14 protein-coding genes are annotated in these 20662 nt (G+C 59.9%); 6 read left to right on the top strand and 8 right to left on the bottom strand.

The genetic code is table 11. The annotated features are described in order from the left end of the window. Positions 1-4: 4 nt before the first annotated feature. Together V8689_RS17825 and V8689_RS17820 are read right to left on the bottom strand one after the other, a co-directional pair. Positions 5-775 (bottom strand): fumarylacetoacetate hydrolase family protein, encoded by a 771-nt coding sequence (locus tag V8689_RS17825; RefSeq protein ID WP_019821191.1) that lies wholly within the window; start codon positions 773-775, stop codon positions 5-7. Beyond that, positions 772-1437, bottom strand: a complete 666-nt coding sequence (locus V8689_RS17820; protein ID WP_056787226.1) for a fumarylacetoacetate hydrolase family protein — start codon at positions 1435-1437, stop codon at positions 772-774. Before V8689_RS17820 ends, V8689_RS17825 begins: the two co-directional genes overlap by 4 nt. Before the next feature lie 128 nt (positions 1438-1565). On the opposite strand from V8689_RS17820, the gene hpaA reads away from it, so the two are divergent. The 3 genes from hpaA to V8689_RS17805 are packed head-to-tail and all read left to right on the top strand — an operon-like array spanning position 1566 to position 4659. Then, positions 1566-2426 carry a 4-hydroxyphenylacetate catabolism regulatory protein HpaA gene (hpaA, locus tag V8689_RS17815; protein WP_056787229.1) on the top strand — a complete coding sequence of 287 codons (861 nt, stop codon included), beginning with the start codon at positions 1566-1568 and terminating at the stop codon, positions 2424-2426. Between the two features lie 52 nt (positions 2427-2478). Then, positions 2479-3768, top strand: coding sequence for a type III secretion protein (locus V8689_RS17810; protein ID WP_223816954.1), 1290 nt, complete (start codon positions 2479-2481; stop codon positions 3766-3768). 36 nt (positions 3769-3804) lie between these two features. Continuing rightward, positions 3805-4659 carry a hypothetical protein gene (locus V8689_RS17805; protein WP_223816953.1) on the top strand — a complete coding sequence of 285 codons (855 nt, stop codon included), beginning with the start codon at positions 3805-3807 and terminating at the stop codon, positions 4657-4659. Here V8689_RS17805 and V8689_RS17800 read toward each other — a convergent pair. Together V8689_RS17800 and V8689_RS17795 are read right to left on the bottom strand one after the other, a co-directional pair. Then, positions 4656-6080, bottom strand: coding sequence for an efflux transporter outer membrane subunit (locus V8689_RS17800; RefSeq protein ID WP_056787329.1), 1425 nt, complete (start codon positions 6078-6080; stop codon positions 4656-4658). The two genes, V8689_RS17805 and V8689_RS17800, sit on opposite strands and share 4 nt — an antisense overlap. Further along, positions 6080-6874: a helix-turn-helix transcriptional regulator gene (locus tag V8689_RS17795; RefSeq protein ID WP_150073368.1), complete on the bottom strand. Its 795-nt coding sequence runs from the start codon at positions 6872-6874 to the stop codon at positions 6080-6082. The genes V8689_RS17800 and V8689_RS17795 overlap by 1 nt, the downstream gene beginning before the upstream one ends. Before the next feature lie 490 nt (positions 6875-7364). Here V8689_RS17795 and V8689_RS17790 point away from each other — a divergent pair, with 490 nt between their 5' ends. Beyond that, the gene (locus V8689_RS17790) at positions 7365-13634 is read left to right on the top strand and encodes an amino acid adenylation domain-containing protein (protein ID WP_434520576.1); all 6270 of its coding nucleotides are present in this window, start codon (positions 7365-7367) and stop codon (positions 13632-13634) included. 712 nt (positions 13635-14346) lie between these two features. Here the strand turns inward: V8689_RS17790 and V8689_RS17785 are convergent. Further along, complete coding sequence (locus V8689_RS17785) at positions 14347-14607, bottom strand: hypothetical protein (RefSeq protein WP_056787237.1); 261 nt, start codon at positions 14605-14607, stop codon at positions 14347-14349. Positions 14608-14986: 379 nt separating this feature from the next. On the opposite strand from V8689_RS17785, the gene V8689_RS17780 reads away from it, so the two are divergent. Together V8689_RS17780 and V8689_RS17775 are read left to right on the top strand one after the other, a co-directional pair. Beyond that, positions 14987-15730: a hypothetical protein gene (locus tag V8689_RS17780; protein ID WP_056787241.1), complete on the top strand. Its 744-nt coding sequence runs from the start codon at positions 14987-14989 to the stop codon at positions 15728-15730. Continuing rightward, positions 15730-16443, top strand: coding sequence for an AAA family ATPase (locus V8689_RS17775; protein WP_056787244.1), 714 nt, complete (start codon positions 15730-15732; stop codon positions 16441-16443). Before V8689_RS17780 ends, V8689_RS17775 begins: the two co-directional genes overlap by 1 nt. 285 nt (positions 16444-16728) lie before the next feature. Here V8689_RS17775 and V8689_RS17770 read toward each other — a convergent pair whose 3' ends face one another. The 3 genes from V8689_RS17770 to arnT form a co-directional block, all read right to left on the bottom strand. Beyond that, complete coding sequence (locus tag V8689_RS17770) at positions 16729-17037, bottom strand: DUF6124 family protein (RefSeq protein ID WP_034134265.1); 309 nt, start codon at positions 17035-17037, stop codon at positions 16729-16731. Between the two features lie 336 nt (positions 17038-17373). Continuing rightward, the gene (locus V8689_RS17765) at positions 17374-18891 is read right to left on the bottom strand and encodes an ArnT family glycosyltransferase (RefSeq protein WP_056787248.1); all 1518 of its coding nucleotides are present in this window, start codon (positions 18889-18891) and stop codon (positions 17374-17376) included. A gap of 28 nt (positions 18892-18919) precedes the next feature. After that, complete coding sequence (arnT, locus tag V8689_RS17760; protein WP_056787252.1) at positions 18920-20575, bottom strand: lipid IV(A) 4-amino-4-deoxy-L-arabinosyltransferase; 1656 nt, start codon at positions 20573-20575, stop codon at positions 18920-18922. Positions 20576-20662: the final 87 nt, after the last annotated feature.

Here is a 20662-nt window from a genome sequence, read left to right as displayed (position 1 = left end):
GTGCTCAAGCCTCTTTGCGCGCGGAGAAAAACTCCGTTTCACTGACAATACGGTTGACCAGGCGGCCCACACCTTCGACTTCCACCACCACTTCATCGCCCGGCACCACATCGGCCAGGCCCTCGGGCGTGCCGGTGGCGATCATGTCGCCCGGTTGCAGGGTCATGAAGCTGGACAGGTATTCGATGAGGTAGGGAATATCGAAAATCATGTCTTTCGTGCTGCCTTCCTGGCGCAGTTCGCCGTTGATCCAGGTGCGCAGCTTCAGGTTGCCTGGGTCGGGCACATCGGCCACGTCGACGATCCACGGGCCGACCGGGGTGGTGGCGTCGCGGTTTTTCACGCGCAGGTTGGGGCGGTAGTAATTCTCGAGGTAGTCGCGGATCGCATAGTCGTTGCACACCGTGTAACCGGCCAGGTAGTCCAGGGCGTCGGCGCGTTTGACGTTGCGCGCGGTCTTGCCGATCACCGCCACCAGCTCGCACTCGTAGTGCATGTAGGCGACGTTGTCCGGGCGCCAGGTAACTTGGCGGTGGCCGGTGTAGGTGCCCACCGATTTGATAAAGGCCAGCGGCTCGGTCGGTGGCGTAAAGGCCAGTTCGGCGGCGTGGTCGGCGTAGTTCAAACCCAGGGCGAACATGTTGCCGGTGGCGGGTGGCAGCCATTGCACCTGGTCTTCGGCCAGCAACCGCCCATCCTCCAGGCGTACGCTGCAGTCGGCTTGCACCAGCACGTTGTGGGTTGCACCTTCAAAGCGGATACGTGCGCGTTTCATGCCGATGCCTCCGCTGCAATGGTGTTGCTCAGGCGGCCAATGCCGGTGATGTCGACTTCGACCTGATCGCCTGGCTGTACATCCACGCGGCCTTCCGGGGTGCCGGTGATCAGCACATCGCCGGGGTACAGGGTCATGAACTCGCTGATCTCGGCGATCAATTGCGGGATGTCCCGTACCCAGTCAGCGGTGGAGCTTTCCTGGCGCAGCTCGCCATTGACGAACAGCTTGAGGCTCAGTTGATTGGGGTTGGCGACTTGATCCCGCGCAACCAGCTGCGGGCCCAGGGCGCAAAACCCATCGCGGCATTTGGCTTTGACGGCGGGGCGGTAGTAGCTGTCTTCCGGCAGGCTGAATTCATTCACCACCACATACCCGGCCACATGGGCCATGGCGTTCTCCAGGCTGACACGGCTGGCGCGCTGGCCGATCACCACGCCCAGCGCCGGGCCCGGTTGCAGGCGCTCGCCCGCAGGCTGCAGCACGATGCCGCCATGGGCGTTGCGGGTGTTGGGCGTCTTGATAAACAACACCGGCTTGGTCGGCGGCTTCTGGTAGGGCGCCTGTTGGAAGGCGGCGAGATGCTGGTCCAGCAGGCCCTGGTAGTTCAGCGCAACGCCGAACAGGGTGCCGCTGGCAACATCATGCAGGGTACGGCTCATGCGTTTCTCCTGGCGGTGACGACGGCTGCATAGGCAGTTCGTTAAGTTGTTAACGTTATAATTAATATGTTAACTACCGTCAAGCGTGGCACACTGCGCTGGCCTCAAAACAACAAGAAGTGAACCCCGTGAAGCCGATCCCCAACATCAACATCGGGCAGGTCTACGACCAGCGCTACAGCGACGCCGAGGTGCATTACGACAAGCTCGGCAACCTGGCGGGTTTTTTCGGGCGCAATATGGCCGTGCATCGCCATGACCGGTTTTTCCAGGTGCATTACGTCAAGAGTGGCGCGGTGCGGGTGTATCTGGATGACCGTCAGTACGTTGAATCGGGGCCGATGTTTTTCCTCACGCCGCCCACGGTGGCTCACGCTTTTGTCACCGAAGCCGATGCCGATGGGCATGTGTTGACGGTGCGCCAGCAGCTGGTATGGAGTTTGATCGACGCCGACCCCAGCCTTGCCTCCGGTGCGGCCTGTGTCGCCTTGACTGGCGACGCCGAGGGGCTGGAGCAACTCTTCGAGGCGCTGTGCAGTGAGATCAACGCTGATCGGGCAGGGCGCGCCGCCGCCCTCGACAGCCTCACAAGGCTGATCATGATCCGCCTGCTGCGCCTGTGCGCCCACGCCCAGCCGGCACGCCCGACAGCCCATGAAGACCTGCGCATCTTCCATCGCTTCAACGAGCTGATCGAAGCCCACTACCTGGAACATTGGCCGTTGGCGCGTTATGCCGAGGGTATTGGCGTGACCCAGGCGCGGCTCAATGAAGTGTGCCGGCGCATCGCCGACCTGCCCTCCAAGCGCCTGATCCTTGAGCGGCTGATGCAGGAAGCCAAGCGCCTGCTGTTGTTTACCGGCAGTTCGGCAAATGAAATCTGCTACCAACTGGGGTTCAAGGACCCGGCGTATTTCAGCCGGTTTTTCTTGCGGCACGCGCAGATGACGCCGGGGGAATATCGGTTGCGTCAGTCGGCGATGCGCTGAGGACTGTTCGGAAAAAAAGCGCAACGCTGCGGAATTTTCTGATAGTGGTCCTTTGAACGAGAAGGATGTTGTTACCTGTCTGGCAGGAACTTTTCCGACCGCCTGGCCACGCATGAGTACTTGTTCAGTGCAGGCTTTCCGCAGCGGCGGTGGGCAAGTAACGCTCGATGGTTTTCGATTCTCCTCCTTCGGTCAAATGAGACTTCCTACCATGCTCACGCACACTCAGCTTGCTTATTCGCCTGCACACTCAACGTTCACAGCGCCTGATAAAAGCCTTGATCAGGCAGTTACAGATCGACCCAATCACTTTGGCAAATTACCGGCACATTATCCGATTGCCCCGAGCGTTAACTCAAACCGTGATGCAGAACTGGGAGAGCTGTTGAAGTTGCTGGGCACATTAGTCGTGGCACTTAAAACCTGGATGAGCAGGGAGAATGAAGTACCGAAACCCCAGCCACCCGTTGCGGCTCACCCAACCCCTGTTGTGAGTTCGCCCCATAGGCCACTGGTTAATACCGTGCCTGTACCGCAGACCGTGCCAACCATCAGGCGTGAGTGGAAAGAACAATTGGCCCCGTTCATGAATCGGTTGAACCTGGCCAGTACCCGTAACGCGTTTGATACCGAACTTATTGAGATGTTCTCAGATAAAAACTATGAGCCAATCACTGCGTTTATGTCTGAAAAACCCAAAGGTCAAAAGCCTGACGATCTGCGCAATGGGTTGCGTGCCACGTATGAGAACTTTCCTTATCTGGGCGCCTTGGGCCGAGAGGAGCACGTGGCCGCGATCAAGGTTGCCATGGCCACGTTCGGGCAAAGCCCAGCCGGGATTTTCAAGCACGTCGTCAAACAGGGTGACCACTATGACGTGACGATGCGCGACGGCTTCAAACTGTCAATCACCGTTGAAGAACTTGAACTGGCGGCCAAGGCGGCAAAGTTCAGTGGCGGCGATGAAGGCATGGTCAAGGATGCGCAATTTCTGTTTGCTGTGATGAGCAAGCGTCAATACCTGGAGCTTGAGCGCGACAGCGCAACGGACCCCTTCATGAGCCTGTACGGCAAAGACAGTGCGTACCACGCCCATCGCACTTATCCCGGTGTGCTGTCGGGGGCCGGAGGCGGCATCGACGGTGATACGGCGCTGTCCTATCTGGGGCTTAAAGAACATCTGCAGGTCATCGATGCCAGTGCATTGGGCACGCAGGTCGGAGTCCCGTTGGACAAGGGCGCAAGAAACAAGAACGGCGTGATTATTGAAGGCGTGATGGAGGGGCAGTTATATAACACGCCGGTTTCACCGTCATTGAAGGTGGTCACGCTTCGCGGGTGATTTAAAGTGTTTAGTGAATAATAGGGGTTATTCAACATGTTAGTGTCTTCTGTTAACACTGCTGCTTTTGGTCATGCCAGGGCAAGCGACGCCGTCACTTCTGCACGTGTTTTGCCCTCCGCCAACGCATCTGCCCCAACTGGAGCTTCTGAACAACTCAGTCGCCTGGTCGGCGAATTGGAGCGCTTGTTGGCGCTGTTATCCGCACGGTTAAAACCTGAAGTCGATCCACCCCCTTTGCCTGTGCAGGTCCCCGATAAGCGCACCGTCAGACGTGACGAATTCTTGAAAGGTACGCCTGCGAATACCGGCATCAAGCCCACTGATATTTTCAAAGACTTTTACCAACTAGCCGAAGGTAATTGCGTGACGATATCCGCGATTAAGGCCGCGATGATGAGGTTCGGCCATAACCCTTACGGTATTTACAAAACCATTGAGGCCACCGATAGCGGCTATCGCATTGTCATGCGCGATGGGTTCAAACTGCATATCACCCATGACGAACTGAAGCAGGCCAAGGCCGGCGCCAACTTCGGCACCGACCGGCCCAACGATGTTCTGGTCAATGCGCAGTTTTTATACGCTGTCAGTGCCAAGCGCGCCTACCTCGAAAATAATGACGGGGAGGCCAACAAGAGTTTTGCCGCCGCCATACGTAGCCTCAATGATGGCGAGTATCCGGGGCAGGCGTTGCGTCGCCTGGGCTTGAAAGACTTCGTGGCGCCCGCAACCCTCCAGGACTTCCTCAACGGCGCCATCGGCACGGTCAACAGCGGGTTTCACTCGATGGCCGCTGTGGGCGGCTTCCTGGACAGTTATGGGCACAAACAGCCACTGGATAAGCGCGACCCAAATCGTCATGCCGAGTTTGGACTCAAGTTGCTCTAACGCGCAGCCGCCAGGTTTGGCCATTGCGTCCACGCGCCACCCAGCGCCGTATACAGATTCACCTCGGCGACCAACTGCGCCAGTCGGTCCACAATCAGCGCCTGTTGCGCGCTGAACAGCGAACGCTGCGCATCGAGGAACGTCAGGTTGCTGTCCACGCCGCTGCGGTAGCGGTGCTGGGCCAGGTTGTAATAGGTCTGGTTGGCCTCGACGAAATCCCGTTGCGCCGCCAGTTGGTCGTTGAAGGTCTGGCGTGCGGCGAGGCCGTCGGCCACTTCCTGGAAGGCAGCCTGGATGGATTTTTCGTACTGGGCCACGGTGATGTCTTTTTGCAGCTTGGCGTAATCCAGGCTGGCGCGCAGGCTGCCGGCGTTAAAGATCGGCAGGTTGATCTGCGGCTGGAACGTCCAACTGCCCGAGCCGCCCTTGAACAGCCCCGACAGCTCCGTGCTGGTGCTGCCCGCGTTTGCCGTGAGGGTCACGGAAGGAAAGAACGCAGCACGGGCCGCACCGATATTGGCGTTGGCCGCCTGCAGCTGGTATTCGGCCTGGAGGATATCCGGGCGGCGTTGCAGCAGGTCGGAGGGCAAACCGGCGGGGACGCGGGCGACCAGGTCATCGGCCAGCGGGCGCGCGGGCAAGTGTTCATCCACTGGGCCACCCACCAGCAGGGTGAGGTTGTTCAGGTCCTGGGCCACCTGGCGCTCATAGCGGGCCACGCTGGCGCGAGTACTTTCTACTGCTGTGCGCGCCTGTACCACGTCCAGCGCCGAGGCTTTGCCTGCGCTTTTACTGCGGCGGGTCAATTGCCAGCTGTGGTCGTTGGCCATCAAGGTTTGCTCGGCCAGCGCCAGCAGTTCCTGATCGGCCCGCCAGGTGAGGTAGGCATTGGCGACGTTGGCCACCAGGCTCAATTGCGCGCTGCGCCGCGCTTGTTCGCTGCCCAGGTAAGTGAGCAGCGCCTGTTCGCTGAGGCTGCGCACGCGGCCGAACAAATCCAGTTCATAGGCACTCAGGCCCAAGGTGGCGGAGTAGTTAGAGGTAATCGCCGATTTGCCGGTGCCGGTCACGCTTCCTGGCAACTTCTGGCGCTTGCCGGCGCCGGTGGCGGAGATCGCCGGGAACAAATCCGCGCGCTGGATACGGTACTGCGCCTGGAACGCCTGCACATTCAGGGCTGCCACCCGCAGGTCGCGGTTGTTGACCAGCGCATCATTAATCAGCTGTTGCAGCGCCGGGTCGTGGAACAGCTGCTGCCAGTCCGGGTTCTGCGCCAAGCTGCCAGCCTGCGCCAGTCGGTAAACACCGCCTTGAGGGTACTGCGCCGGCGTCGGCGGCGCTGGCCGCTGATACTCGGGGATCAGCGAGCAACCGCCGAGCATCCAGGCCATGCCGAGGGTGCACAGCGTCTGTTTGTTCATCAGGCGCCCACCATCCATTTGGCCAGGCCATGCCGGCCACTCACGCCCAGCTTGGCGGCGGCGCGCTTGAGGTAGGTCTCGATCGAGCTGTTTTTGACGCTGAGTTTCTGTGCGATTTGCGGCACGGTGCCGCCGGTCAGCAGGCCCAGGCACACCTCCTGTTCCCGCGCCGAAAGGGTGATGTCGCTTAAAGACAAGCGCTTGTAGAACTCGCGCTGCAACTGCGATTGTTCCAGCAGGGTATGGGCCGGCTCTGTCTCGGCGTGTGGCGCCTGGCGCAGGCATTGGGCGTGTCGCTCCATCAGCGGCAACAGGGTGTCCGACAGGCACTTGAGAAACGACAACTCAGCCAGGGAAAACCCTTGCAGGGTTGGCGGGCGGTAGAACGAAATCACACAGCGTCGATTGCCCTGGCGCGATACCAGGTTGCACTGGTGCGAGGTGCCGCGTGGGTGCGTGCTGTTGGCCTTGGCGTTCATCTGGATCAGCAGCGGGTCTTGCATGTGCAGCATCTGCTGCAGCAACGGGTGGTCATTCAGCGCATGCAGGGTCTGGGGCACAGATAAATCCTTTTTCACCCCGGCGCTGCCCAGTAACTTGATGTCCATCACGCGGTCGCGCAGTTCATCCAGGGTCCATTCGCTGAGGTCCACCAGATGAACCGGTACCCACTTGCCCACCAGCTGCAGCATGGTGGCGGCGAAATGTTCGTCGCCGCTGTTTGAAATCAACTCGCCCATTTCGGCATAAAAATGCGGGCCGCATGTGTCGCCAATACTTGAGCTCAGACTCATAGCCATCTCATCCTTGATGTCGAAAACCGTCAACGGTTGCCCAGGGCCTGCACAGGGCGCTCCGTACTGCTTGAACGTAACTCGGCGTTCGAGATGTTATTTAGCCATAGGGATTTGTCCTACGTATGTAGCGGAAACGAGGGACACAAGCTGCCATAAAAACTGCGCCATTAAACCGACGTTTCTCATGATTAAAGCCGGCTACGTACAGGCGTAAGTTATTTTTAGTGTTGTTTAACATGTTGATTGAAATGAAGAATTTATAAATTAAAGGGGTTATCCAAAGGCGCTGTAAGGATCAGCTATAGCCAATCTCCTACAGCGCTTTAATCGTTCCAGTCATGAACGTTCGGCCAAGGCCTATCCATCCATTTGAATGTCCGGGTTTCGGGTGTCAGACACCCCCCGGCGCCCATGCTCAAATCCGGCCACTTCGGTGTAATGGGCCACCTCTGCGCGGCCAGTGCCTGCCCCCCATGAGAAGGATCTTATGCAGCATTCCTCCAGCCTGCCGGCCCGCTTCCCCCTCACTGGCCCCCAACAAGACATTTGGCTCGACCAACTGCGCGTGGGCGATTCGCCGCTGTACAACATTGGCGGCTACCTGGATTTTGCCGGCACCGTCGAGCCCGAGCGCATGGAGCGTGCCGTCGCACTGCTGGTGGCCCGTCACGATGCACTACGCACTCAACTGCACACCGACGCCAATGGCCTGCCTGGGCAAACATTCGCCCCTGAGCTGAGGGTGGAAATGGCGCTGCATGATTTCTCCGCGCTGCCCGACCCATCGGCGGCAACCCAAGCCTTGATGCAGGCGCAAATGGCCCGGCCCTACGCCCTGAGCGGCGAACCACTGTGCCGGTTTTTCCTGGTCAAACTTGACGATGATCACTACCGCCTTGGCACCCAGGCCCATCACCTGATCCTCGACGGCTGGGGCTTCGGCCAGATGCTGCAATCCCTCGCGCAGCTCTATAGCGCCCTGGAACAGGGACGCGACACCGAGCTGCTGGCGCCGTCCTACATCGACTTTATCGACACCGACCAGCGCTACCTGCAATCGGCTCGCTACGCCCGCGACCGCGACTATTGGCTGGGCAAATACCAAGTGCTGCCCGAACCACTGCTCACCCCCAGGCACAACGCCAAGACGTCGAGCAACACCTGGGTGCAAGGCTTCCCGGTGCAGTTGCAGAGCCGCATGGAGCAGGTCGCCCACCACTACCAGGCGTCGGCCTTTCATGTGTTGCTGGCGGCGATGTATGTGTATTTCACCCGCACCAGCCAACGGCAGGAATGGGCGGTGGGGCTACCGATTCTCAACCGCTCCAACGCGCGTTTTCGCGCCACTGTGGGCCTGTTCACCCAGGTCAGCGCGGTACGTTTTGCGTTCAGCGAGGGCGCGTCTTTCGGCGCCCTGGTGCGGGGCATCCGTGATCAGCTCAAGCAGGACTTTCGTCATCAGCGCTTCCCGTTGAGTGAGATGAACCGTGAGCTGGGCCTGCGCCGAACGGATCGCGGGCAACTCTTTGACGTGTCGGTATCGTTCGAGCAGGACGACCACGACCTGCGCTTTGGCCAAGTCCAGGCCCGCGCGATCAAGGTCTCCAATCAGCATGAAGCGCTACCGCTCGCCATCCACCTGCGCAGCCATCGTTACCAGGACAATGCGTGGCTGCATTGCGTCTACAACGAAGCGTATTTCCAGGCGGGCGACGTGCAGGCGTTGGCCCAGCGCTTCATCGGGCTGCTGGAGCAGGGGTTGGAGAACACTGCGCTGCCCATCGGTGAGTTTTGTATGCTGCTGCCCGAGGAGCAGGCCCGATTGCAGCACTGGAACGCCACTGCGCAGCCCAACGCCATGCCGCAAACCCTGCATCAACGCATTGAAGCCCAGGCCGTACGTACGCCCCACGCTATTGCGGCGGTGTATCAGGACCGCGCACTGAGCTACACCCAACTCAACCGCCAGGCCAATACGCTGGCCCACCAATTAGTGGCGCTCGGTGTACTGCCCGATGACCGTGTTGCGATCCTGGCTCGGCGTGGCCTCGACACCCTGGCGGGGCTGTTGGCGATCCTCAAATCCGGCGCCTGCTACGTGCCGCTGGACCCGGCCCATCCCGCCGAACGCCTGGAGTACCTGCTGCACGACAGCGCGCCCGTGGCCATCCTGACCCAGCGCGATTTACGCCAGCGTCTGCCCGTCTCGACGGTACCGGTGATCGCGCTGGAGCCTGGCAATGCGTCCATCGACAGCAACCCTCAGGTTGCGGTCACGCCGTCGAACCTGGCCTATGTGATTTACACCTCGGGTTCCACCGGCTTGCCCAAGGGCGTGATGGTTGAACATCACAGCGTGTCGAACCTGGTGGACTGGCATTGCCAGGCATTCGACCTGCACGCGGGCAGCCACACCGCCAGCGTCGCAGGCTTTGGTTTTGATGCCATGGCCTGGGAGGTCTGGCCGGCGTTGTGCGTGGGTGCGACCTTGCACCTGCCACCAGCCCATGAAGGCGCAGAAGATATCGACGCGTTGCTTCACTGGTGGCGCTCGCAACCGTTGGAGGTGTGTTTCCTGCCCACGCCGGTGGCCGAATACGCGTTCAGCCAGGGGCAGGGGCATCCCACCTTGCGCACCTTGCTGATCGGCGGCGACCGCCTGCGCACCTTCACCCAGGCGCAGACGTTCGCAGTGGTGAACAACTATGGCCCCACGGAAGCCACGGTGGTGGCGACCTCGGGACGTGTCGAGGTGGGCCAGCCGTTGCATATCGGCGCGCCGGTCGCCAATGCCCAGGTCTACCTGCTGGACGCGCAACAACGCCCGGTGCCGGTTGGCGTAGCGGGGGAGTTGTACATTGGCGGCAAGGGCGTGGCGCGGGGGTACCTGAACCGTCCGGAACTCAGCGCCGAACGTTTTCTCGACGACCCATTCAGCGGCGCTCGCCTGTACCGCACCGGCGACCTGGCGCGCTGGCTGCCAGACGGCAATCTCGACTACCTGGGGCGCAACGACGACCAGGTAAAAATCCGTGGCGTGCGCATCGAACTGGGTGAAATCGAGTCGGCCCTGGCCAGCCATCCGGCGCTTCAGGATGCAGTGGTGCAGTTTCGCGACGGGCAATTATGGGCGTGGTGTGTGCCACGTCAGCCTGTGGAAATCGAAGCACTGCGCACTCACCTGCAAGCTTCGTTGCCGGACTACATGCTGCCCGCGGCTTATGTGCGCCTCGACGCGTTGCCCCTCACCGCCAACGGCAAGCTCGACCGCCGAGCCTTGCCGTCGCCGACCCAGGACGCCTTTATTACCCGCCGCTTCGAAGCGCCACGGGAGGGCGTGGAAACCACACTGGCGCAGATCTGGGCCGAGTTGCTGAATGTGCAGCCAGTGGGCCGCCATGACCATTTCTTCGAGCTGGGCGGGCATTCACTGTTAGCGGTGCAGCTGGTGCAGCGCATGCGCGAGGCCGGCCTGCGCGCCGATGTGCAGGTGCTGTTCGGCCAGCCTACCGTGGCGGCGCTGGCGGCGGCGTGTGGTGGTCACGAACAGGCGGTGCCGGCCAATCGAATCCCGGCCGGTTGCACCCATATCACCCAGGATTTGCTCGCTCTGGCCGAACTCGATCAGCCCAGCCTCGACCGCATCGTCGCCGGCATCCCCGGTGGCGCCGCCAACGTGCAGGACATCTACCCGCTGGCGCCGTTGCAGGAAGGGTTGCTCTACCACCACCTCACCGACGCGCACGACCCGTACCAGCAACAGGCGCTGTTCAGCTTTGCGCGCCGCGAGCAACTGGAGGCCTTCGCCAGTGCCCTGCAACAGGTGATCAATCGCCACGATATTTTGCGCACCAGCCTGGCGTGGGATGCCCTTGAGCAACCGATGCAGGTGGTGTGGCGCCAGGCGCAGCTGCGGGTCGAAGCGCTGCGCGAACCGGCGCAACCGCTGGACTTGCGCCAGGCGCCGCTGATGGCCCTGGATTACGCCGAGGAGCCCCAGCACCAGCGCTGGGTCGCCAGGCTGCGCTTTCATCATCTGGTCAACGATGCCACGTCGACCACGCTGCTGGTGGACGAGATTCGCGCCCATTTGCTGGGCCAACAGGCGCAACTGCCCGCGCCCGTGCCTTATCGCAACATGGTGGCGCAGAGCCGTTCAACGGCTCGCCAGGCAGCGCACGAGGCGTTCTTTCGAGCGCGTCTGGCGGATGTGGATGAGCCGACCTTGGCGTTCGGCCTGCAGGAGCGCCAGGCCAATCGCGACGAAACCGAAGAGGCGCAGCGTGCGCTCAGCGACACGCTCAATCTGCGCCTGCGCAGCCAGGCCCGAGCCCTGGGGGTGAGTGCTGCGAGCCTGTTCCACCTGGTCTGGGCGCAGGTACTCAGCCGTGTCGCGGGCCGCGAAGACGTGGTGTTCGGCACCGTGCTGCTTGGCCGTTTGCAAGCCGGCGAGGGCGCCGAGCGGGCCTTGGGCATGTTCATCAACACCTTGCCGCTGCGCCTGCGCCTGGCCGGGCAAAACGTGGCGCAGGCGCTGCACGACACCCACGCACAACTGAGCGCCTTGCTCGCCCATGAACAGGCATCGCTGGCATTGGCCCAGCGCTGCAGTGGGGTGACCGGGCTGTTCAACAGCCTGCTCAACTACCGTCACACCTCGGCTGACCCCGAACTGAACCTGGTGCCGGGCATTGCCTTGCTCAGCAGTGAAGACATCCTCAGTTACCCGTTGATGCTCACGGTGGATGACCTGGGCAGCGGCTTGCGGCTCAAGGCCAAGACGCCGCGCGCAGTCGGCGCTGAACGGGTCTTGGACTACTTGGACACCACGCTGAACGGCCTGGTGGACGCACTGGAAAACACGCCGAAAATGCCTTTGCGCGAGGCGCCAGTGTTGCCCGCCAGCGAACTGCACAGGTTGCTGGTGGACTTCAACGCGACCGCCACCGACTACCCGCACACGTTGACCGTGCAAGCGCTGTTTGAAGCCCATGCGCGGCGAATCCCCGATGCCATCGCGGTGCAGACGGATGAGCAGGCATTGACCTACCGTGAGCTCAACGAACGCGCCAACCAACTGGCCTTCCACTTGCGCGAGCACGGGGTACAGCCTGACGCGCGAGTGGCATTGTGCGTAGAGCGAGGGTTGGATCTGGTGGTGGGCTTGCTGGGCATTCTCAAGGCGGGCGGTGCCTATGTGCCCCTCGACCCCGGTTACCCGCGCGAGCGCCTGGCCTACATCCTCGCCGACAGCCAGCCGGTGGCGTTGCTGATACAGGCCGCCACCCGCAAAGTGGTGGCCGATGTCTCGATCCCGCTGATCGACTTCGACCACTGCGCCTGGAACCATGCACCGATCGACAACCCACAAGTGCCAGGCTTGAGCGTCGCCAACCTCGCCTACGTGATGTACACCTCGGGTTCCACCGGCACACCCAAGGGCGTGATGATCGAGCATCGCGGCCTGGGCAACCTGCTGCAGTGGGGCTCGCAGCTGTGCCCGAACGCCGAAGGCGGCGCCTTGTTGCAGCGCGCGCCATTCAGCTTCGACGGTTCTGTGTGGGAGCTGTTCTGGCCGTTGAGCAACGGCATGCGCCTGGTGTTGGCGCGGCCCGATGGGCACCGTGAACCGGCGTACCTGGCGCAGGTGATTCGCACGCAGCAGATCAGCGTGATCAAGTTCGTGCCCGCCATGTTGCAGCAGTTTCTCGACCTGGACGAATCGGCCCTGTGCACCAGCCTCACCGATGTGCTGTGCGGCGGCGGTGAACTCACCGCCGCCCTGGCCCGGGGCGTACAGGCGCGCTTGCCGAGGGTGCGTTTGCACAACGTGTACGGCCCCACCGAAGCCACGGTGGACAGCAGCGCCTGGACCCTCGAACCTGGCGCGCCGGTGCCTGCCCTGCAACTGCCGATTGGCCGCCCCATCAACAACACCCGCCTGTACGTGTTGGACGCCCATGATGCACCGGTGCCCATGGGCATCAGCGGCCAGTTGCACATCGGCGGCGTCGGCGTTGCCCGTGGCTACCTGGGCTTGGAACAGCTGACTGCCGAACGTTTTATCGACAGCCCCTTCGTGCCCGGCGACCGCCTGTATCGCACCGGCGACCTGGTGCGTTACCTGCCCGATGGCAATCTTGAGTTCCTCGGGCGCAACGACTTCCAAGTCAAACTGCGCGGCGTGCGCCTGGAACTGGGCGAGATCGAAGCATGCCTGGCCGCCCACCCTGCGTTGCATGAGGTGGCCGTATTGATTTGCGATGAGCGCCTGGTGGCCTACTTCACCCTGCGTAGCCAGGCGCCGAGCCTGCAAGCCTTGCGTGAGCATGTGCTGGAGCAACTGCCGGAATACATGGTGCCGGCCGCCTTCGTGCAACTCGAGGCACTGCCCCTCAACCCCGCCGGCAAACTCGACCGTAACGCCCTGCCGGCACCGGGGCTGGAAGCCGTGCTCAGCCGAGCCTACGAAGCGCCAGTGGGCGAGGTGGAAAGCCTGATGGCCGGGATCTGGGCCGAGGTGTTGAAACTCGAACGGGTAGGGCGTCATGACCACTTCTTTGAACTGGGCGGGCACTCCCTACTGGCCGTGAACCTCGTCGCCCGCCTGCGCAAGGCCGGGCTGGACGTGGATGCGCGCACCCTGTTCAGCCAGCCCACGCTGGCGCAACTGGCCGCAAAAACAGCGGCGCAGGCCCCGCGTGTAGAAGCACCCCAAACCGCCATCCCCCAACTCAACCGCCGTCGACGGATTTAACTCAGGCACTGCGATCCAATGTGGGAGCTGGCTTGCCTGCGATTGCCATAGGCATCTACACAATTTAGAGCCAACGCGGGACCTGTGGCGAGGGAGCTTGCTCCCGTGACGGCCGGATAGTCGACGCTGTTCTAACTGACGCACTGCGATCCAAATGTGGGAGCTGGCTTGCCTGCGAAGACGGCCTGACAGTCAACACAGTTGGACCGTGTACATATCCATTCCTGCGGTAACGGCCACTTAGGGTTCCGCTCTGACAGCGGCTCACTTTTGAAAAGCGCAAAAGTAAGCAAAACGCTCTTGCCCCACCACTCGGCACCTCGCCTAGGCTCGGTGTGCCCGTAATCCGCCAGTGATTTGGGGGGCCGCCGCCACGCGCCATCCATGGCGCGGGGCGGCTAAACCGGCATCCCTGCCGGTTTACCCCCCAAATCACTGTCGAATTCCGGCCAGCGTGGTTTAACGGGGCGCCTAAGATCAAAAGCAGATCAAGAGCGGCTCGCTTCGCATCGTGGTTACCGTTGGCTGCTACAACCTACAAAGTTGTGTAGATACCTATGCTGCGATGGCATCGACTCGGTTCGCCTGAACTACCGAGGTATTTGCATCAATACCACTGTAGGACCGAGCTTGCTCGCGAAAAACCTCAACGATAACGCGCGCCTCCTGAATAAACGCCGCGCCTGTGAGTCTTTCGCGAGCAAGCTCGCTCCTACAGAGAGCGATCTACCGTCGTCTTGGCAATCTCCAACAAATGCCACACCGCCAGAATCTTCGCCCGCCCTGGGTTATCCAGCAGCTCGTCGCAATCGAGCGCCGTTGCCGAAGCGCTGTCGAGCAAGGCATCTTCAAAACTCAGGTCGTCGTTGACGTTGTGGAAACCCTGGGTGGGCAGGTAATGGTCGATGGCGCGGTTGAACGCGGCACGGTCTTTTGCAGGATCGAGGGGTGGACCGGGTAGGACTTTATTCATTGTGTAACTCGACATGGTTAGGTGCGGACCATTTGTCGGATTTATCAATCCTTGTTATTGGGGCTTTGCGCGGTTTCCTACGCAGAACTCACCAGAATGTTTGTTGAGTCTAGAGGTTGAAGATTTCTAAGTTGTTATTTTGTGAAAGGATAATTGGGTCTGTGAAAGTTGATTTATTCACTTTTCTTTTTGGAAATTTTTGGTTTTCTGATTTTAATGAGTGAAATTTCCTAATCGGATGTGTCTTGATTCCTACAGTAGAAAATTATTTTCGTTGCATCTTTCTCTTTGTCTACTAAATTATGGATGTTACTTCAGTCTGCATTTCTTTGTTTTCGTTTCGCTTGGATGAAATGGTACCGTTTTCATGAGGTGAGCTATGCGTATCTATCTATTATCTCTGCCTTTCTTGCTGGCTAAACTTTTTATCAAAGAACAGTTAAAGGAGCCGGTTGCGCTTCTGTGGGTCGTGATATCCCCAGTAGTAACGTTCTACTTGATAACGTATGCCAAGTACTCTGGCGAAGAGCAGGTTCGCGACTACGCATCTGCCACTTCATGGTTTTACGCTTTCATCTCTTCAAGCGTGGCACTTTTTGGTTTGGCGTTTTATATAGTGGGGCGAAGAGAGAGTGGTTTTTTGCGTTCCTTTGTGTATACAAAGCGTACCAAGATCACCTTTCTCACTGGGCAGTTTTTAGCGTACTCATTTATGTCGGTGATTTATTGCTCAGTGTTTTATGTGCTGACGCGGGGCTATTTTGGTTTGATGGTCCTAGAAGAGTGGTTGGTTATTGTTGGTCGTTTCTATATGTGTTTTTTGCTTTTTTCTACGCCATCCTTATTGTTGACGCTGGTGCCCATAGGCTTTCAAAATACTAATACTCTTTTCTCCATATTATCAGTCTCTATGTTGGCGCTGGGTATCGGTAGCCTTAGCACCTCGTATTCACTATTTAACGTAATCGGCCTTTTTAATCCGATGGTGTGGGCCAATCGCCTGATGTTGGTGGGGGTGACCGGGTCCGCTATGTTGGTCGCGTCGATTTTAGGAATGATCATTGTCACAGGGTGGTTTGTGTTCCGGTTTTTACTCATCAACCCCGTTTGGAGTCGGTACTGATGAAACGGCTAATCGTGGATGCACTGGACGTTAGGTATGGTCAGCATATTTTATTCAAGAGTGCCTCATTGGAAGTCGACGCCGGCACAATGACAGGTTTGTTGGGGCCTAATGGTTCCGGAAAAACTACGTTTTTTGACGTAATCTGTGGCCTGAAGAAATTGAATGGCGGTGAAGTGCAACATTCATTTTCCAAGCTACTTTACCTGTCACAGATCATCGCAACGCCTCCCGTATTTCGAATGTTCGATGTTTTTAACATGATGATGCTTTTTTGCTCCGATACGCGCGTTACCCAGCGGCACGCCTTGGAAAAAATTGAAAAGTGGAGCCCTGGTATCGCTGAACGCTATTGCGAAATCTGGAAGAAGAAATCATCCCTTTGCAGCTATGGCGAAAAGCGTTGGTTTTTCACCTTGTCGTTATTGTCCGTTAACGCAGACCTTGTGATTTTGGATGAGCCCACTGCAGGGGTTGACCCGGAATTCCGGTATCACATTTGGCGGTGTCTGGAGGGCGCGGCGGCGGAAGGTGTGGCGATACTTGTGTCGTCGCATAACATTGACGAGATCGCCACTCACTGCGATGACTTTTACATGCTAAGCCAACAACGCTTTAATCGGTTTTCCAATGCCGAGGGATTTTTGAGCAGGTACGGCGGCAGTACTTTGGATGAGGCATTTATTCACGCGGCGAGTCTGCCCAGAACTTGAGAGGCTGGTAGCTGTGTCTGAACGCTTGCGAAATGGGAACGGGTTTCTCCGCGATATTGATTCGATTGATGCCCTGCGAACCCATGTGGGAACTGGCTAGCGCGCGATGGCATCGACTCGGTTCGCCTGAACTACCAAGGTATTTGCATCAATACCACTGTAGGAGCGAGCTTGCTCGCGAAAAACTCACAGGCGCGGCGTTTATTCAGGAGGCGCGCGTTATCGTTGAGGTTTTTCGCGAGCAAGCTCGCTCCTACAAAATGGGGCTAGGCCCGCTTTTACATTTTAAGTTGTTGGCTTCAAAGGCTTCACGCACTCAATAGAGCGATCTACCGTGGTCTTGGCAATCTCCAACAAATGCCACACCGCCAGAATCTTCGCCCGCCCCGGGCTATCCAGCAGCTCGCCACAGTCGAGCGCCGTTGCCGAAGCGCTGTCGAGCAAGCTGGCGGTGTAGAGCAAGGCATCTTCAAAACTAAGATCGTCGTTGACGTTGTGGAAACCCTGGCTGGGCAGGTAGTGGTCGATGGCGCGGTTGAACGCGGCACGGTCTTTTGCAGGGTCGAGGGGTGGATCGGGTAGGACTTTATTCATGGTGTAGCTCCGCGTTGGATTAGGAGACGACACCCGTCGCGACTAAACGAGGGTGGCGGCTGTACGCAGGTTAGTCGACCGGCCCAACACGAAACATCCGGCGCACCCGAAGGTGCCCTACGCACAGCCACCATAAAACTCATGGAGACCATGCCGTGTTGGAAGATACGAGCGACTAAACCCGATCACTGATGAGCAGTGACAGACCGCAGACTAGCCACCGATTCCAACCGGCACAAGGCGGCGGGGATTGTCTCGGAAACGTCCTGCAATTTAAAGGGACACGGCTTGCTGGCCCTTTACAAACCATGACAAAAGGCCAGCAAGCACAGTGCCTCAGCGCATCCCCGGAACAAACGCCACACTCCCACCCTCACGCGCCTTGAACAACCGCTCCCCATTATCCGGCTGCGTCGTCACCACTTGATGATCCACCCCCAGAAACGCCAACGGCGCCGGCTCGTCCTTGGAATACTGCGCGACGATTATCGTGCGTTGCGGATCAAAGCCCTGGCCGCTGGTTTTTTCCAGCCAGGCCATGAACGCGGCGCTGTTGCCCTGGCGCGGGAAGTCCTGGGTTTCGCTCACGTAGTAGAAGGGCTTGCCGTGGTTTTGCAGGTACATGGGCAGTTTGTTGTCGACCTCTACCAGCACCAGCTGCCATTGGTTCCAGGGCGCGCTTTTTTCTGCCTGGGCTTGCAGGTCGGTGGCGAAGCGGGTGACGCCGCCGTTGCCGTTGGTCCAGGGGTAGATCACGCCCAGCACCAGCAAGAGCAGGCCTGCGCTAAGGCCAAAGCCTGTTTGCCAGCGCGGCCAGCTCGAAGGTTTTTTGTGCAGGCGTTCACTTAGCCACCAGGCGCCGAGCAGTTGGGCAAAGGGCACCAGCGGCAACACGTAGTAGCTGCGGCGGCTGCCGCTGGCGGTGAAGAATATAAACAACAGGCCCAGGCCCCACACCAGCCAGCGTACGTTGGGCGGCGCCTTGCGCCAGTTGCGCACGGCCAGCCACAGGCCGAGTAACCAGCAGGGTGCCCAGGGCAGGGTGTAGGCCGGCAGGTAGATCAGGTAGGTGTAGATCGGCCCCATATGGTCGAAGGGGTCGAAGAAGCGCACCACGTTTTCGCGGAACACCAGCTCCAGGCCGCTCTCGCCGTAAGTGGGGGCGCCGTAGCGGTGGGACAGCACAAAGGGTATCGCGTACACGATGCCTGCGATGAGCAGGGCCAGCACCAGGCGCAGGTTGAGGTGGCGTTTGTAGCGGTGTTCGCTGAGCAGGTGTGGCAACAGCACCAGCCCCGGCAGCACCACACCGATCAAACCCTTGAACAGTGAGGTGGCGGCCAGCAACAGGAAAAATACGGTGTAGCGCCCCAGCCGTGTGTCATCCGGCCCGCGCCAATACCACCACACCGCGGCCAGCACGCCGCACACGGTGAGTACATCGGCGGTGGCCACGCGGGCCCAGAACAGGAAGTAGAAGGTGGTGGCGAGCATCCACCCGGCGATCAGCCCGGTGCCTTTGCGAAACAAGCGTTCACCGATCAGGTACACCAGCCAGATGCTCAACCACGCGGCAATCACCGATGACAGGCGCAGCGACCACGGGCCGAGGCCGCCCAGTAGGTGGGCAAACCCGGTGATCAGCCAGTAGGAGGGCAGGGGTTTGTCGTAATACGGCGTGCCTTTGAGGTACGGGTCGAAATAGTCACCGCTTTGCAGCATCTGCAAGGCGATATTTGCCCAGCGCGTTTCCGGCCCCCACAGGTCGCGGCTGCCCAGGCCCAGCAAGAGCAGCAAGGCCGAGACGCCCAGCAGTAACACCAGGGCGCCGCGTTCGGTTTTCCAGAAACTCATGGGATGTTCCCTGTGGCAGGCGCTGCATTCAAGGGTGTTGGGGGTAAATCGTCAGCACCAGGTCGCCCTTGCGATAACGTTTTCCACCGGGAGGCAATTGCCCTTCTTCGCGGTGTTCGCTGGTGCTCTTGACCTGCATCAGCACGCCGACCGAACCCTGCTGGCGTGCCTCGGCCAACCAGGCCTGGACGCTGTCCGGTGTGACCTTGCGCTGTGCCGCGTCTTGGTAGTTCAAGCCGTAACGCAGCTCGCCCTGGGTGTTATAAAACGCCACGTCGGGCCTGCGCAGGCGCCAGGTCAAGGCCGATGCCAGGCCCAGGTCATTGCTCAGCAAAGCACGGGTAGGTTGCAGTTCGGCCAGATGTTCCAGCACGAATTGGTCGGGCATTTCGTTATCTTCGATCAGGGCCGGCATGCCCGCCGGCAGCAGTGCCACCAGCAAGCCAATGCCGAGGGCGGGCATTGCCCACAACGTCAACGGGCGCACCGCTTGCAGCAGGTTGGCGAGGATCCAGCCCAGCAGCACGATAAACGTCAGCGACAGGTTGAACATCTCTGCGTGGCTATTGGCGTACAGCGGGCGGGTGATTTGCAGGTAAATCAGCGCCACCATGGCCGTCATGCCAAGCACGAAATTGAGCGCGCCGTTGATGACCAGCGTACGCGGCTTGCCTTGCTTGATCAGGTCGATCAAACCGTGGCCCATCAACAACGCCAGGGGCAACAGGCACGGCATGATGTAAGTCGGCAACTTGCCTTTGCTCAGGCTGAAAAAGCCCAGGGGCAGCAGCAGCCACAGGGCGAGAAAGGCAATCGCCGGCTGGCGCCTTTCCTGCCAGGTCTTGAGCAGGGTGCCAGGTAACAAGGCAGCCCACGGCAGGCACGCCACCACCATGATCGGCAGGAAGAACCACACCGGCCGCGCATGCTGTGCGTTGTCGGCGGCAAAGCGGCGGATGTGCTCATGCCAGAAAAAGAAATGCCAGTAATCCGGTTCGCGCAGGTGGATCGCCAGGGCCCAGGGCAGGCATACCAGCACGGCAACCAGTACCGCCAACGGCCCGTAGCGCATCAACTCACCGACGCGCCGCTGCCAGACGAGGTAGGGCACGGCGATCAAGACCGGCAGCAGCCAGGCCAGGAAGCCCTTGGTCATGAACCCCATGGCGCAGGCCACGCCCAACACTGCCCAGGCACCTAGGCGTTCGCGTGAGGTGCGGCAGTCCAGGGCAAACCACAACGCCACGAGGCTCAGGTTCACCCACAGGGTGAATTGCGGGTCGAGGTTGGCATACCCGGCTTGCCCGGCCACCAGGCCGAAGCTCATGTAGAGCAGGGCACAGGCAAAGCTCTTGCGTGGGTCGTTCCACAAACGACGGGCGAGCAGGTAGGCCAGCACCACGCTCAGGCTGGTGCTCAGCACTGAAGCGATGCGCACGCCGAAGAGGTTTTCACCGAACACTGCCTGGCCGAGGGCGATGAACCAATAGCCGGCTGCGGGCTTCTCGAAATAACGCACGCCCATGAAGTGCGGCGCCACCCAGTTGCCGCTCATCAGCATTTCCTGGCTGACCTGGGCGTAGCGGGTTTCGTCTGGCGCCCATAAACCGTGAAAACCCAGGGGCAACAAGATGAACACAGCAACGCCCAGCAATAGCCAGGCCAGAGGGTTTATGCGGGGCATGCGCACATCGCTCCATAACGTTCAAATACGGGCAGTGGCGGTATTAACTTAATAGGGTGAAGCATCGTAAAGGGTCACTAAATAGTT

Origin of the sequence: Pseudomonas sp. AK181 (genome assembly GCF_051122975.1) — a bacterium.
Lineage (GTDB): Bacteria > Pseudomonadota > Gammaproteobacteria > Pseudomonadales > Pseudomonadaceae > Aquipseudomonas > Aquipseudomonas lactis.
This window is presented reverse-complemented; position numbering and strand designations above follow the sequence as displayed.

Bases quoted from the DNA above. Each gene is read 5' to 3' on its own strand.
- V8689_RS17765 (WP_056787248.1), bottom strand. From the start codon at position 18,891: ATGAGTTTCTGGAAAACCGAACGCGGCGCCCTGGTGTTACTGCTGGGC.
- V8689_RS17780 (WP_056787241.1), top strand. From the start codon at position 14,987: ATGCGTATCTATCTATTATCTCTGCCTTTCTTGCTGGCTAAACTTTTT.
- V8689_RS17790 (WP_434520576.1), top strand. From the start codon at position 7,365: ATGCAGCATTCCTCCAGCCTGCCGGCCCGCTTCCCCCTCACTGGCCCC.
- arnT (WP_056787252.1), bottom strand. From the start codon at position 20,575: ATGCCCCGCATAAACCCTCTGGCCTGGCTATTGCTGGGCGTTGCTGTG.
- V8689_RS17820 (WP_056787226.1), bottom strand. From the start codon at position 1,437: ATGAGCCGTACCCTGCATGATGTTGCCAGCGGCACCCTGTTCGGCGTT.
- V8689_RS17800 (WP_056787329.1), bottom strand. From the start codon at position 6,080: ATGAACAAACAGACGCTGTGCACCCTCGGCATGGCCTGGATGCTCGGC.
- V8689_RS17825 (WP_019821191.1), bottom strand. From the start codon at position 775: ATGAAACGCGCACGTATCCGCTTTGAAGGTGCAACCCACAACGTGCTG.
- V8689_RS17775 (WP_056787244.1), top strand. From the start codon at position 15,730: ATGAAACGGCTAATCGTGGATGCACTGGACGTTAGGTATGGTCAGCAT.
- V8689_RS17770 (WP_034134265.1), bottom strand. From the start codon at position 17,037: ATGAATAAAGTCCTACCCGATCCACCCCTCGACCCTGCAAAAGACCGT.
- V8689_RS17805 (WP_223816953.1), top strand. From the start codon at position 3,805: ATGTTAGTGTCTTCTGTTAACACTGCTGCTTTTGGTCATGCCAGGGCA.
- V8689_RS17795 (WP_150073368.1), bottom strand. From the start codon at position 6,874: ATGAGTCTGAGCTCAAGTATTGGCGACACATGCGGCCCGCATTTTTAT.
- V8689_RS17785 (WP_056787237.1), bottom strand. From the start codon at position 14,607: ATGAATAAAGTCCTACCCGGTCCACCCCTCGATCCTGCAAAAGACCGT.